The sequence below is a fragment of the Colwellia sp. 20A7 genome (genome assembly GCF_009832865.1).
GTDB lineage: Bacteria > Pseudomonadota > Gammaproteobacteria > Enterobacterales > Alteromonadaceae > Colwellia.
Genome location: NZ_CP047130.1, coordinates 3,889,764 through 3,903,834 on the forward strand (window position 1 = coordinate 3,889,764; position 14,071 = coordinate 3,903,834).

Consider the following 14,071-nt stretch of genomic DNA (forward strand, 5'->3'; position numbering starts at 1 on the left):
AAAGGATCCTTTAAGTGTAATTAAATCGTTATTTCCATGCCATCTGTGGCAATTTCGACACCATTGTCTAAAACAAACTGATGTTGAGGAGATTCTTCATTTAAAATAGGGTTTGTGTTGTTGATATGTATTAGGATTTTTCGATCTATCGTAAATTTATTCAATAAAGCGACGGTACCATAATCACCATTGACTGGCATATGACCCATTTCTGAACCTAATTTAGTACCAACGCCTTGCGCAATCATTTCATCATCAAGCCATAGCGTACCATCAATAAGAACACAGCTAGCTTCTGAAAGTATTCGTTCAACTTCAGGGGTACTTTCAACAATTCCCGGTAAATAGAATAAATATTTGCCCGTAGTTTTATCAATAATTTTTAAACCAATATTATTACCGTCGACCACTTTATCTCTATAACGTGAATAAGGTGGAGCATTCGACTCAATGATTACGGGAAGAAATTCGATACCATCAACGCCGGTAACACCAAATGGTGCGCGTTGTTCAGTATCAATTTTGTTAAAGCTGAGTCCACCGTGCCAATGTTCTAACAAATTAAATAATGGAAAAGCCGTTGATAAGTCTTCATAAACAACATCACTACAATAAACATCAAGCGGTAAACCTTCACGCAACGTTAACAACCCTGTAGTGTGATCTATTTGGCTGTCAGTTAATATTGCGGCACGAATGTTAGTACCACGACTACCTTCTTCAGGCCAAAGTTGTGGAGATTGATTGATTTGTTCACGGATATCTGGTGATGCATTGATCAATACCCAGTCTTTTCCATTTTGGCTAACTGCAATAGATGATTGTGTACGCGCCGTTGCTTTAATGGTGCCATCGCGTAAGCCTTTACAATTTGCGCAGTGACAATTCCATTGAGGAAATCCGCCGCCAGCGGCAGAGCCTAGAACTAAAATTTTCATATGTGCCTCGAGATCAAGACAAAGGGGAAGTTAGAAATTAACTAGTGATAATTAATTACCTCAGGTTTTAAACAAAAATATACTGAGGTAATTTTTTCGTATTAATTTATTCGTCTTGATCAAATTAACGATTACTGATGTAAAGCGTTACTTCAAATCCTAAACGCATTTCTTCAAAGTTAGGTTTAGTCCACATAATTTATTCCTCGCTAGTTGATGATATTAATTTATGTTCTTGCTTACATTGCATGCATAAGCACCCTTTTACTATATTTAATTTTCATTTATTAAACATCATACTTTAGAAGGAAATGAAACCGTATGACGGATGAGTTGTTAAATAATGTAATTTTATATAGGGTGTAAATTCGCTATGAAAACAACAATAATGGCATTAAAACTAACTTAAAATTAACTTAATATAAACTAAGATCCTCCTTACTTATTTGCTGCGAAATCATTTGTTGCTTGCACTAAAGCATTAATAATTTTAGCTTCATTTGCAACATGGCCCGCCATTTCAATAATTGATAATTCAGCGTCAGGCCAGTGCTGTTTTAATAGCCATGCTTGTGTCAGAGGACATACCATATCATAGCGCCCATGAATTATTTTTGTCGGTATATGTCGTATGCTTTTTATATTTTCAAGTAATGGTTCATCACCAATAAAACACTTGTTTATTGAATAATATAACTGAATAATTGAAGGGACTTTGTCGTCTTCAGTTACTTTATTTTCTTGGAAATCAACTACGTTTTGCCAATAGATAAGGTTTGCTTCCCAGTATTCTAATTTACTAAAAATACGGTTTGAAGTCTGAATGTTATCACTGGTGAGTTGTTGATATATCATCGACAAAGGCTCTGTCGCTTGTTCTAAAGGTAAACCTTCTACCAAATTAGCCCATGCATCAGGAAAAATTTTAGCCGCACCATTTGCGCTATACACCCAATCAATATCTTGAGAGCGCCCCAAAAAAACGCCACGTAGTATTAAACCAGATACGTGTTGAGAAAAGTTTTTAGCATAATGTAGACCAAGTGTAGTGCCCCAAGAACCACCAAAAATTAACCACTCTTCAATATTAATGTGTTTACGTATCGCTTCTATATCTTGAATAAGGTTAGCGGTTGTATTGTGTGCTAAAGCGCCATAAGGTCGAGAGCGCCCACAACCTCGTTGATCAAACAAAATAATATGGTACAGCTCGGGATCAAAGAAACATCGATGCGATGCTCTACAACCCGAGCCAGGGCCACCGTGTAAAAAAAGCACAGGAATACCTGTTGGATTTCCACATTGTTCAACATAAAGCTGATGCTCAACAGCTGCCTCTTCATCGCATAATTCAATATTGGCCACATTTAAGTAATAATGATGAAAAGGTTCAATAGCGGGATACAGTGATAACAATAACTTATACCTTCTCTTGATGATGAAAACTGGCGATAGTATTTGCCATTACTGTTTTGTTGATTAGTGTTGGTTTATAAAAATAATTTTTATCGTCTTTTAAAAAGTTAGCCATTGTTTTCAATACATGAACTTGATTCGGATAGTCATCAAAACGCTTGTGACCCCAATCCCCAGAATTGCTAATAAATAAATCAAACAATGTCATTTGCACCGAATACTTTATATTCTTTAATTCAGTAAACTGTGCTCCCTTAGAAGTATCTAAGAAACTACCACCAAACTCAGATTTTACTTCGATTTTAGTTTTCGAGTATTTTTTCTCACCTGTCAGCTCTATCGTACAAACAAGTGTATCTAGGTTCATGTTGATTGAACCATGTTCATACGTTATATCCATACATCGCTTTTTATTATTAGTAAATTTTCCCGCCAGTATATCGATTTCACAATTACAGCTAGTACCTGATAAACGCACTAAGCTAGCACCTAATTCATCGGCTGAACATTTCACAATTTCAGGTATATCTTCTAATAAATACCATTCAGATTTTAATTCGGATAAGTTAACGTCTGTTTTTAGAATGTTTGCAAGCAAAGTGATCGGATGTACTAATGTTTCGTAATAAAAACCACCGGTCTCTTTTTTTAGTGCCCAATCACGTTTATCAATGTCTTCAAGAAAAGTAATGTCTATTTTTTTTACTTCACCTAACAAGCCTTGAATATAAGCTAAGGTGCTTGGTGCAACTTTTTCATTAAGCGGTTCATTATTTGCATTTACGATTGAAATATTGACGAACCGATTATAGTTAGGATTTAACGATAGAAAGTAATTGAGAGCTATCGCTTTTTCGAGCCAATAATAACTAAACAAGAAACCTTTACTCATTATTGTATCAACGTTATCGGCTAGCGCGATTAGCTCTAACTCACTTCCTACAATAGGTTTTTCAACACCAAAAACAATCCCCTCTTTGCTTAAAGCATCTATATAAGTAATGTGCTCAGCAGTTGGTGTTGCGATAACAGCATAAGATGAACTCTTTTTAATATAGTCGACAATTTTTTTTGTTGTGTTACCGCCTTCCCCTGCTTCTGAGGCATCAAAATATCGAATGCCTTGATCATTTAATGCCTGTTTAAACTGCGGACAAATAGTATCGCTTGCTATTGCTATTTGTTTGTTTGAGTAAAAACCACGATCTTTTAAGGCTGGTAACATTCTTTTTTGCACAACATCCCCCGCCCCTATTATTGTAATATTTGGTCTGCGTCTAACGGGGATGGCTGGTATAAGGTTAATAATATTCGCTATGATCAGTACCGTATACATATAGCCTAATAGTGACAGCGTTAATTTAAAGTTCGCAGAAATATCATTTGTTATTGCCGGGAAGTTCAAAATTGTCGCAATCACTTCACTGACATTAACATCAATAATGCTAGCGATTAAAAAGAACTGAGAGGCGAGTACTAAGGGCAAGGTAATAAAGTATTCAGCTTCATTAAAAATAGAAAGATGCTTTTCAATCAAAATTCTAAACAATAAGTAATAGAATACCCAAACAATTGATTCAAATAAAAAGTAGCAAAGATAAACAGTTAAAATGAGATTGGGTAATCCCTCTAGCGCAAACATAGGATGGAATATGCCAAGATTAATCCAAGCCATACTTTTTAAAAAATATAAAATAGCGGAAACAGAAAATACGGCTAATAAGTAATACTCGGTATCGCGCGCATGTATATCTACTCGCTCTTTACTGTCATTTATTTTAGAAGACTTATTTCGTTGTAATGCTTTAAGCAGCTGTAAAAGTGAAGTAAAGCGGAATACATATATACACCAGTAAACTACTTTAGCAATTAAACTATGCTTGGCTCCCCAACTATAAGATTCATAATGAGGTGGTGTGCTAATTTTTTTGAATAAGCCCTTCTTTTCGTTATCACCTTTATTTTTTTTAGTGCTACTCAACTTATTAATGCCATTTATAAATATACAATTCTCACTATAGTCTCAAAAATTCAAAGCGAGTGAAAGTAGAGAATAGAAGGCCACAGCTTATTTCAAAAAGCGCTAAAATTGTTGTAGTGACATTGTTAAGCTTTTGAGATATCAATTAAATAAAAACAGTTGACCTTACAACCATGGTAAGGTTTAACCTAGTGTTAGTTTACAACTCAATACACAATTTAAGTGAGAGGCTTATGAATACTACAATACAACTCACAATCGACGGAATGTCCTGTGCATCATGTGTAGGACGTGTTGAAAAGGCGTTACACAAGGTGAGCGGAGTAACGGAAGTTACCGTTAACCTAGCAACTGAAACAGCCATTATTCAAGGTAGTGCCAGTTATCATGATTTAGTGACGGCAGTTACCGAGGCTGGTTATCAAGTTCCATTAACGCTAAAGCAATTTGGAATTGGTAAAATGAGTTGTGCTTCTTGTGTTACTAGAGTCGAACAAGCCTTAGCTAAAGTAACCGGCGTAGTTAGCGCGTCAGTCAACCTAGCGACAGAGCAGGCGCAAGTAAACATACTATCTTTTGTAACCGACGAGCAATTAGAACAAGCCGTAACACAAGCCGGTTATCTCTTTATCCCATTAAATACCGACAGTAAGTTAAACCAAACCAATAAAAGTGAGCCTTTTTATAGTAAAGCTTGGTGGCCTGTATTGGGTGCAGGCTTACTAACCTTACCATTGGTATTCCCTATGCTAGGTATGCTATTTGGTCAAGAGTGGATGTTACCGTCTTTTTGGCAATGGCTACTAGCGACACCTGTTCAATTCTATTTTGGTGCTCGTTTTTATCGAGCTGGCTGGGGAGCACTCAAAGCAAGAATGGGTAATATGGATCTGCTAGTATCTATCGGTACAAGTGCCGCTTATGGATTATCTTTGTACTTATGGTGGACCTTTAATAATGATCAAGGCATGCCTCACTTGTATTTTGAAAGTAGTAGTGCGGTCATAACCTTGGTTCTGTTAGGTAAATATTTAGAACACAAGGCAAAACGTCGTACTACAGATGCCCTAAGATCGTTAGAGAATTTGAAGCCTGTTGAGGCAACAGTACTACGTTTAAGTAAATGGCAAAAAGTATCAGTGTCATCAGTACTGTCAGGCGAAACAGTAAAAGTAATTCCAGGTGAAAGAGTACCTGTAGATGGAGAAATTCTACAAGGAAAAAGTCACTTAGATGAAGCCTTAATTAGTGGTGAATCTGTCCCTGTCAGTAAAAAAGAAGGCGATATTGTTACAGGTGGATCTCTGAACTTAGACGGTATTCTTGAAATTCGTACCACCAATGTTGGTACCGAATCAACGTTATCTAAAATTATTCAACTCGTTGAACAAGCCCAAGGAGCAAAAGCGCCCGTACAAGCCATCGTTGATAAAGTCAGTAGTATTTTCATCCCCGTAGTTTTACTGGTTGCCATCACTACGCTATTGATGACGGGAATAATATTTGATGACTGGACCAGCGCTATTCTCAATGCGGTGGCCGTTCTAGTTATTGCTTGCCCGTGTGCTCTTGGCTTGGCAACCCCTGCGGCTATTATGGCAGGCACAGGAACTGCTGCCAGATTCGGTGTATTAGTTAAAGATGCCATTGCGCTAGAACAGGCAAAAAATATCGACCTCGTGGTCTTTGATAAAACAGGTACCTTAACTCAAGGTAAACCTGTTTTAAATGAAATGACTGTTATCAATGGCACTGAAGCAGAAGTATTACAATTAGCTTATTCCCTACAAATAAATAGTGAACACCCTTTAGGTAAAGCCGTGGTAGACAAAGCTTTAAATCAAGAAATTCAACCAGTAACAATAGAAGAGTTTCAAGTTGTTGCCGGTTATGGAGTAAAAGGTAATATTGGCAATAATTCACTAATGATGGGCAGTAGTCACTGGATGCAAGAGTTGGGAATAAATCTACCAACTGAGCAAATAAAAACACCTGGAGCCTCTGTTTCTTGGTTGGCTAGCCAGCAAGCAGATGAACTAAAATTACTTGCCCTGTTTTGTTTTAATGATGAACTGAAGTCTGATGCGCTCTTAGCGGTAAAAACGTTGCAACAAGAAGGTATAAGGGTCGCTATGCTTACTGGCGACAGTCAAGCTAGTGCAACATGGGTTGCGACAAAATTACAGTTGGACGATTTCAAAGCGGAAGTACTTCCAGCAGATAAAGCTAAATATATTCGTCAATATCAAGAGCAAGGTTACCAAGTAGCTATGGTAGGTGATGGTATTAACGACGCTCCTGCCCTTGCACAAGCTGATTTAGGAATGGCAATGGCGTCGGGTACAGATGTTGCCGTTAGCGCCTCTTCTATTACTTTAATGCGCAGTAAGCCAAGCTTAGTACCCACAGCACTAACTATCTCAAGGCTCACTTACCGTAAAATAAAACAAAACCTTTTTTGGGCCTTTATCTTTAACGCAATAGGAATACCACTGGCAGCCTTTGGTTACCTCGACCCTATTATTGCGGGTGCCGCAATGGCATTTAGTAGCTTATTTGTAGTGAGTAATGCTTTGCTATTACAACGTTGGTCAATGAAGGAGAAGTAACATGGATACACTGGTCACCATAGGTAAAGCTGCTAGCTTAACAGGCATATCGGCTAAAATGATCCGCTACTATGAAGACATCGGCGTGTTAAAAAAAGCAAGCCGTAGTGAGGCCGGTTATCGATTATATAATCAAGCCCAATTACAACAATTGGGTTTTATCCGACGTTCGAGAAACTTAGGGTTTTCCATGGCAGAAATTCAATCACTACTGAAATTCTGGTTAAACAGTGACAGAGAAAGCCGTCAGGTAAAACAACTCGCACAAAATCATTTACAAGATATTAATGAAAAAATCTTAGCGCTAGAGAAAATGAAAACAGTGCTGCAAGAATTAGCAGATAAATGTGATGGTGATGATAATGCTAAATGCCCAATTCTAGAAGGTTTAGCAGAGTTTTCTTCTTAGTAAATAAGCATAATAGTATACGGATAACAGCTTATTGGCTTGAAAAAAAACTATTGTATGAGTAGGTAATATTACGCTGAAAGCGTTGAGAAAAGTGGTGGCCCCTCAGTGACTTGAACACTGGACCTACCGATTATGAGTCGGGCGCTCTAACCAACTGAGCTAAGGGGCCATATACATAAGTTGTATATACTCAATTAAAATATTTTAGGTAAACAGTCCAATTGAGCGCGAGCAGTATAAGCATTTTTTATTTTAATGTCACCACCTGAATAGTAAAAAACAAATAAAATTGGTTTGATTGTTGTATTAATAGTCAAATGGCTTACTCGATTATTAATAATCTCATATTCTATTCAATATTTATGCTTATTTAACTAATATTAATTTTAGTCGTTTCGTTTGGTTAATTTACGTTTGACTAGTTTCATCTAGCTAAGAAGCGATACCTCAACAAAGTCATATCACTTAATACCGTTACATTTTTAATATTAACTAAATTATTATCTAAGGTATCAGTTAAGCTTTTAGGTCTGAGGGTAACGAAAGCTAAGAACAAAAAAAGAGTATGCTAGTTAGGCTAACATACTCTTTTTCGTATCATTCAAACTTACTTGTTTGATGCTAAGCAGCAGTACTGCTTACTCACCATCTAAGAAGCTTTTTAACTGCTCTGAACGCGAAGGATGACGTAATTTACGTAATGCTTTCGCTTCAATTTGACGAATACGTTCACGTGTTACATCAAACTGCTTACCAACCTCTTCTAAGGTATGGTCAGTGTTCATATCAATACCGAAACGCATTCTAAGTACTTTAGCTTCACGAGCTGTTAAACCAGCAAGTACTTCATGGGTAGCGCCTTTAAGATTCTCTGACGTTGCAGAATCAACAGGTAATTCACCACTACCATCTTCAATAAAGTCACCTAGATGCGAATCTTCATCATCACCAATTGGCGTTTCCATTGAAATTGGCTCTTTAGCTATTTTCAATACCTTACGAATTTTGTCTTCTGGCATAATCATGCGTTCAGCTAATTCTTCAGGTGTTGGTTCACGACCCATTTCTTGTAACATTTGACGAGAAACACGATTCAATTTATTGATCGTTTCAATCATATGTACTGGTATACGAATTGTTCTAGCTTGGTCGGCAATTGAACGTGTAATTGCTTGACGAATCCACCAAGTTGCATAAGTTGAGAACTTATAACCACGACGGTATTCAAACTTATCAACCGCTTTCATCAAACCAATGTTACCTTCTTGAATTAAATCTAAGAATTGTAAACCACGGTTTGTGTATTTTTTAGCAATAGAGATAACCAAACGTAAGTTGGCTTCAACCATTTCTTTCTTCGCTCGGCGTGCTTTCGCTTCACCAATTGACATGCGACGGTTGATATCTTTAATACCATGTATGTTTAGATGTGTTTCTTCTTCAATTTGATTTAGTTTGTAGATACAACGCTCTACGTCATGTTCAATGTCAGAAAGCTTAGCCGAGTAACTATGACCTGCGGCTTTTTGTTCTTCAAACCAATCTTTTGATGTTTCATTACCTGGGAAAATTTTAATGAAAGTAGTTTTAGGCATACCAGCGCCCACAACACAATGCTTCATGATTAAGCGTTCTTGAACACGTAATCTGTCCATCACACTGCGCATGTTTTTTACTAACTTATCAAATAATTTAGGTATTAAACGGAATTCTTTAAATACTTCGGCTACGTCATCAATCGCTTGTTGTGCGTCTTTATGACCACGGCCTTTTTTCTCAATAATTTTGTTGGCAATTTCGTATACATCACGCAACGCCGTAAATTTTTCACGTGCTAGTTCAGGATCAGGACCAGTGTCTTCTTCCTCTTCATCCTCATCATCGCTATCACTGTCGTCTTTGTCTTCATCATCTAAGTCTTCTTTTGATAACTCAGAGCCAACATGTGTAGCTGCTGCTGCAACTTCTTCATCTTCAGCGTCAGGGTCTAAAAAGCCAACAATAATGTCTGTTAAGCGAACTTCTTCCGCTTCAAAGTTATCCCACATATCCAATAGATAATTTATTGCAGGTGGGTATTCAGAAACACTATGTTGTACTTCTTTAATGCCTTCTTCGATACGCTTGGCGATAACGATTTCGCCTTTACGTGTCAGTAATTCTACTGTGCCCATCTCACGCATATACATGCGAACAGGATCAGTTGTACGGCCAATTTCACTTTCTACAGTTGCTAATGCCTGTGCTGCAGCTTCTGCAGCATCTTCATCGGTATTAGCTTCGCTCATCATTAACGTGTCTGCGTCAGGGGCGTTTTCAAAAACTTGAATTCCCATGTCGTTAATCATGCTAACGATATCTTCGACTTGGTCTGAATCGATAATATCTTGTGGTAGATGATCGTTAACTTGCGCAAACGTTAAATAACCTTGCTCTTTACCTTTGGTTATTAAATCTTTCAATCTAGATTGAGGAGCTTGTTCCATTGACGAGTGTCCACCTATGTCTGGTATATATTACTGTTAAAAAACAATATTGTAAAAATGGGGTAGTAAAAATTGCACAAATAAATTAAGCGGGAGATTATAGCGAGTTTTTCACTCTATTTCCACCACTGAATTCATGTATAAATCTCTACTTATCTTTTAAATAACAATTTAAATTAACTAAAGTATAGTTACTAAAACCCGTTATGTGTAGCTAGGCGTTAAGTATTGCTTGTAACTCTTGTCTTTCTTGTGGTGTTATTTGCTTAACACGTGCTTTTTGTAATAAAAATTCCGCACGTTTTTCAACAAAATCATTCAATAGCTTTTCAATGCTATCAAGAAAAACATCAGCGGCAGTCTCAGCAGTAACATGGTGTTGCCAACACATTAATTTTGCTAACTGATTACCTGCTTCTGTACCTCGAAAATACTCTAATAACTGTGCTGTTTTTATTTCAGGATTTTGTTGGCATAATTTCAGTAATTGGGTCAGTAAATCTATCCCAGGAACTTGTAATGGTGCTAATGCTGAAATATCTCCTAGCTCGTTTACAATATGGGGATGCTCGAGTAGTAATGCAATGGCTAATCTAACAGGTGTGATTTTTGTACTGGCCTGCGGCTTTTTAATTTTGTCTTGTTTGTTGATATTTTTAGCTATTTTAGCTAAAAACTGCTCACTACCTGTACCAAAATTATTTGCAATGTCGTTAATAATGGCATCTTTTAACACACTATCTGGCATTTTTGCTAAGTATGGTTGAAAAGAATCAACTAAGGCTGCTCGGCCTTCTAATGAATTCATTTCAACTTGACTCATTAATTGTTCCACTAAAAATTTAGATAAAGGCATTGCTTCATCTAATATTTTTTCAAACACTTGTTGGCCCTGTTCGCGAATCAATGAATCTGGATCTTCCCCATCAGGTACAAAAACAAACTTTAATGAAAAACCATCACGAATTAAAGGTAAAGCATTATCCATCGCGCGCCACGCAGCATCACGACCAGCTCTATCACCATCGTAACAACAAATAACTTCTTTTACGGTGCGAAACAAGGTTTGTAATTGCTCTGGTGTGGTAGATGTACCTAATGAGGCCACAGCATAGTCAACGCCATGCTGTGCTAGTGCAACAACATCCATATAGCCTTCAACAACAACGAGTCGTTCAAGGTTCTTATTGGCTTGTTTCGCTTCATATAAACCATAGAGTTCTTGGCCTTTATGATAAACACGCGTTTCTGGAGAGTTTAAGTATTTAGGTTTTTCATCGCCCAAAACACGACCACCAAAAGCAATAACTCTGCCGCGTTTATCACGGATAGGAAACATAATACGGCCGCGAAATCTGTCGTATGGTCGGTTCTTATCGCCCTGTATTGCCATGCCTAAATCAACTAACTGTTGATTAGTTTTACCTTGCGGGGAAAACACTTTCATCATGCCGTCCCAGGCATCACTAATATAACCAATACCAAAACGCTTAACTACTTCACCACTTAAGCCACGACCTTTTAAGTAATCAATAGCGGTTTCTTTATCTGTTGCAGCTTTTAGTTGTTGCTGATAAAAACGGCTAATTTGATTCATTAACTCATAATCATCTTGCTTTTGTTGATAAACTTTTTGTTGTTGTCGTTGCTCTGCCGGAGTCGCATTATTTTCTTCGCGAACAACTTCTACACCACAATGACTGGCGAGTTCTTCAATGGCATCAACAAAGTCTAAACGGTCAAATTCCATTAAAAATGAAATAGCATTACCGTGTTCACCACAACCAAAACAATGATAAAACTGCTTGTCTTGACTGACGGTGAAAGAGGGAGATTTTTCGTTATGAAACGGACAGCAGGCCTGATAGTTCTTACCCGCCTTTTTTAAAGGTACACGGCCATCAATTAATTCAACGATATCAGCGCGAGCTAATAAGTCATCAATAAATTGTCGAGGGATACGTCCGGCCATACTCATAGTGCTAAGGTACTTTTTACTGTAAAAACTAATAAGCGATCATTATACCTGAGATTCATCAGCCGCTGAAAATTATTTCTTTTTATCTGTCGTAATAACACGAAAAAACACCATTAGATTATGACAATTTTCAGGGGCCAAAACAGTCATAAAATAGGTCGTTTAATACAAAATATCCTGGGTTAGCAGCATAACGCTTGAGATCCTGAATCAAGTTCAGGATGACAAATTGGGTGAAGGATGACGAAAAACGCCGTCATTCCGTAGGTCACTTAATACGGAATCTCATGAGGCTGGTAGCATAACGCTTTGGTTCCTGAATCAAGTTCAGGATGACGAACGGGGCGAAGGATGACGAACTGGATGAAGGGATTTTCAAAAGGTAAGAAAAAAGACAAAAAAATACCGCAGTATCAAAGATATTGCGGTATTTAATAATGTAGTACTTGCTAGAATAAATTCTAACCTACGTTAATTTAAGCAATTAAGCTTGAGCGATAACAATCACTTTAACGTTAGTATCAACATCGTTGTGCAAGTGAATAGCGATTTCGAATTCGCCAGTTTCACGGATTGCACCTAATGGTAAACGTACTTCAGCTTTTGTAACTTCTACGCCAGCTTCTGTGATCGCATCAGCGATATCACGAGTACCAATTGAACCGAATAACTTACCTTCTTCACCTGCTTTAGATGCGATAGTTACTTCAGCTAATTCACCAATTTTAACTGCACGAGCTTCAGCTGTAGCTAAAACTTCAGCTAACTTAGCTTCTAATTCAGCACGACGTGCTTCAAAGTGCTCAATGTTAGCATCAGATGCGAATACTGCTTTACCTTGAGGTAATAAGTAGTTACGTGCATAACCTGATTTAACAGATACCTTGTCACCAAGGCCGCCTAATTTGGCGATTTTGTCTAGAAGAATTACTTCCATAATAAACCCCTTATTAGCTTACTTGTGTAAGTCAGTGTATGGTAACAATGACAAGTAACGAGCACGTTTAATAGCGCGAGTTAATTGACGTTGGTATTTAGCAGCAGTACCAGTGATACGGCTAGGAACAATTTTACCACTTTCAGTGATATAGTTTTTTAACGTTGCAATATCTTTATAATCTACAGATGTTGCACCTTCCGCTGTGAAGCGACAAAACTTACGACGTCTAAAAAAACGAGACATAATATTCTCCGAATTGGTTTTATTAATACGTTAACGGTAAAAATAAAACACTAATTAATCATTTCTATATGCTGAGAATGTAATACAAGCAACGGGTTACCATTTCTTGATTCGTGACGGTTAATAAACCCCGTCACTTTTACATTATCCCCAGCAACTAATTCACGAGTTAAGTGTGATAATTCACCGGTAGCAACAACTTGTATTCTGACAAAAGCTTGTCGGTTCATACCCGCTTCATTTTGAATAGACTTGTGATCCATTGAAAATTGGCTATGAGTAATACCTGCTGGGCTTGTTGATTGCTTTGGAGCTTTCACTACAGAGCCAGTCAACACTAGGCTATTCTCTTGCGAGAGCATCACAAATTACTTATTCTTCGCTAGCAGTTTCTTCTGTAGAAACTTCAGCTGGTGCAGATGCTTCTTCTGTAGAAGCTTCAGTACCTTCAGCTGGCGCAGAAAAATCTTTCTTAACTTCGCGACGGTCTTCTTTAGCAGCAGCCATAGGCGATGCTTCAGTTACCGCGTCTTTAGTACGCATAATCATGTTACGAATAACAACATCGTTATAACGGAAAGCAGTTTCTAGCTCATCAATAACTGTTTGTGGCGCTTCAATGTTCATAAGAACATAGTGTGCTTTGTGCAATTTATTGATTGGGTATGCTAATTGGCGACGGCCCCAGTCTTCTAGACGGTTGACTTTGCCTTCAGCAGCGTTGATCAAGTCTGTGTAGCGCTGGATCATACCAGGCACTTGTTCACTCTGATCAGGGTGAACCATAAATACGATTTCGTAATGACGCATTACGAGCTCCTTATGGGTTGTAGCCTCATTCTCTGGCTCAGCCAAACACCAGTTGAGGCAAGGAACAAAAAGTTCAGGCTGAATTAAGGATGCGTAGTGTAGGGAAAATAAGCAATTAAAGCAAGTAAAAGAAAGGATTTCATTCAATCTAATGTTGATAACATTAATTCGGTTTAATTACACCGAATTAATGTTAGGTTATATACCCGCTCCACTTGAAGATGCAGGATTCAGCTGGAATTAGAAACGCCTTTAGGC

12 protein-coding genes and 1 tRNA gene are annotated in these 14,071 nt (G+C 37.7%); 2 read left to right on the plus strand and 11 right to left on the minus strand.

Features of this window, described 5'->3' with window-relative positions; translation table 11 throughout:
• Nucleotides 1-20: 20 nt before the first annotated feature.
• From pqqB to GQS55_RS16690, 4 genes are all read right to left on the minus strand, one after another.
• A complete protein-coding gene (pqqB, locus tag GQS55_RS16675; protein WP_159821564.1) occupies nt 21-938 on the minus strand; it encodes a pyrroloquinoline quinone biosynthesis protein PqqB in 918 nt (305 codons plus the stop codon).
• Nucleotides 939-1,062: 124 nt separating this feature from the next.
• On the minus strand, nt 1,063-1,134 hold the full coding sequence (gene pqqA / locus GQS55_RS20195; RefSeq protein ID WP_118056096.1) for a pyrroloquinoline quinone precursor peptide PqqA: 72 nt from the start codon (nt 1,132-1,134) through the stop codon (nt 1,063-1,065).
• 242 nt (nt 1,135-1,376) lie between these two features.
• Nucleotides 1,377-2,354, minus strand: coding sequence for a prolyl aminopeptidase (pip, locus tag GQS55_RS16685; protein WP_159821565.1), 978 nt, complete (start codon nt 2,352-2,354; stop codon nt 1,377-1,379).
• Nucleotides 2,355-2,358: 4 nt separating this feature from the next.
• Nucleotides 2,359-4,335: a hypothetical protein gene (locus GQS55_RS16690; RefSeq protein WP_159821566.1), complete on the minus strand. Its 1,977-nt coding sequence runs from the start codon at nt 4,333-4,335 to the stop codon at nt 2,359-2,361.
• A gap of 233 nt (nt 4,336-4,568) precedes the next feature.
• Between GQS55_RS16690 and GQS55_RS16695 the strand changes: the two genes are divergently transcribed.
• Nucleotides 4,569-6,944 carry a heavy metal translocating P-type ATPase gene (locus GQS55_RS16695; RefSeq protein WP_159821567.1) on the plus strand — a complete coding sequence of 792 codons (2,376 nt, stop codon included), beginning with the start codon at nt 4,569-4,571 and terminating at the stop codon, nt 6,942-6,944.
• Nucleotide 6,945: 1 nt separating this feature from the next.
• Nucleotides 6,946-7,353: a Cu(I)-responsive transcriptional regulator gene (gene cueR / locus GQS55_RS16700; protein ID WP_159821568.1), complete on the plus strand. Its 408-nt coding sequence runs from the start codon at nt 6,946-6,948 to the stop codon at nt 7,351-7,353.
• A gap of 95 nt (nt 7,354-7,448) precedes the next feature.
• Here the strand turns inward: cueR and GQS55_RS16705 are convergent.
• From GQS55_RS16705 to rpsF, 7 genes are all read right to left on the minus strand, one after another.
• Nucleotides 7,449-7,525, minus strand: a tRNA-Ile gene (locus GQS55_RS16705).
• Between the two features lie 469 nt (nt 7,526-7,994).
• Nucleotides 7,995-9,842, minus strand: a complete 1,848-nt coding sequence (gene rpoD / locus GQS55_RS16710) for an RNA polymerase sigma factor RpoD (RefSeq protein WP_159821569.1) — start codon at nt 9,840-9,842, stop codon at nt 7,995-7,997.
• Nucleotides 9,843-10,056: 214 nt separating this feature from the next.
• Nucleotides 10,057-11,814 (minus strand): DNA primase, encoded by a 1,758-nt coding sequence (dnaG, locus tag GQS55_RS16715; RefSeq protein WP_159821570.1) that lies wholly within the window; start codon nt 11,812-11,814, stop codon nt 10,057-10,059.
• A 490-nt stretch (nt 11,815-12,304) separates the two neighbouring features.
• A complete protein-coding gene (gene rplI, locus GQS55_RS16720) occupies nt 12,305-12,757 on the minus strand; it encodes a 50S ribosomal protein L9 (protein ID WP_159821571.1) in 453 nt (150 codons plus the stop codon).
• Nucleotides 12,758-12,775: 18 nt separating this feature from the next.
• A complete protein-coding gene (gene rpsR, locus GQS55_RS16725) occupies nt 12,776-13,003 on the minus strand; it encodes a 30S ribosomal protein S18 (protein ID WP_159821572.1) in 228 nt (75 codons plus the stop codon).
• A gap of 50 nt (nt 13,004-13,053) precedes the next feature.
• Entirely contained in the window at nt 13,054-13,365 is a 312-nt protein-coding gene (priB, locus tag GQS55_RS16730; RefSeq protein WP_159822953.1) for a primosomal replication protein N, read from the minus strand.
• A gap of 10 nt (nt 13,366-13,375) precedes the next feature.
• Complete coding sequence (gene rpsF / locus GQS55_RS16735) at nt 13,376-13,813, minus strand: 30S ribosomal protein S6 (RefSeq protein ID WP_159821573.1); 438 nt, start codon at nt 13,811-13,813, stop codon at nt 13,376-13,378.
• Nucleotides 13,814-14,071 lie beyond the last annotated feature (258 nt).

What these genes read in the sequence shown, in the direction of transcription:
- pqqB (WP_159821564.1), bottom strand. Translation starts at nt 938, where the DNA reads ATGAAAATTTTAGTTCTAGGCTCTGCCGCTGGCGGCGGATTTCCTCAA.
- GQS55_RS16695 (WP_159821567.1), top strand. Translation starts at nt 4,569, where the DNA reads ATGAATACTACAATACAACTCACAATCGACGGAATGTCCTGTGCATCA.
- cueR (WP_159821568.1), top strand. Translation starts at nt 6,946, where the DNA reads ATGGATACACTGGTCACCATAGGTAAAGCTGCTAGCTTAACAGGCATA.
- rpoD (WP_159821569.1), bottom strand. Translation starts at nt 9,842, where the DNA reads ATGGAACAAGCTCCTCAATCTAGATTGAAAGATTTAATAACCAAAGGT.
- dnaG (WP_159821570.1), bottom strand. Translation starts at nt 11,814, where the DNA reads ATGGCCGGACGTATCCCTCGACAATTTATTGATGACTTATTAGCTCGC.
- rplI (WP_159821571.1), bottom strand. Translation starts at nt 12,757, where the DNA reads ATGGAAGTAATTCTTCTAGACAAAATCGCCAAATTAGGCGGCCTTGGT.
- rpsR (WP_159821572.1), bottom strand. Translation starts at nt 13,003, where the DNA reads ATGTCTCGTTTTTTTAGACGTCGTAAGTTTTGTCGCTTCACAGCGGAA.
- priB (WP_159822953.1), bottom strand. Translation starts at nt 13,365, where the DNA reads ATGCTCTCGCAAGAGAATAGCCTAGTGTTGACTGGCTCTGTAGTGAAA.
- rpsF (WP_159821573.1), bottom strand. Translation starts at nt 13,813, where the DNA reads ATGCGTCATTACGAAATCGTATTTATGGTTCACCCTGATCAGAGTGAA.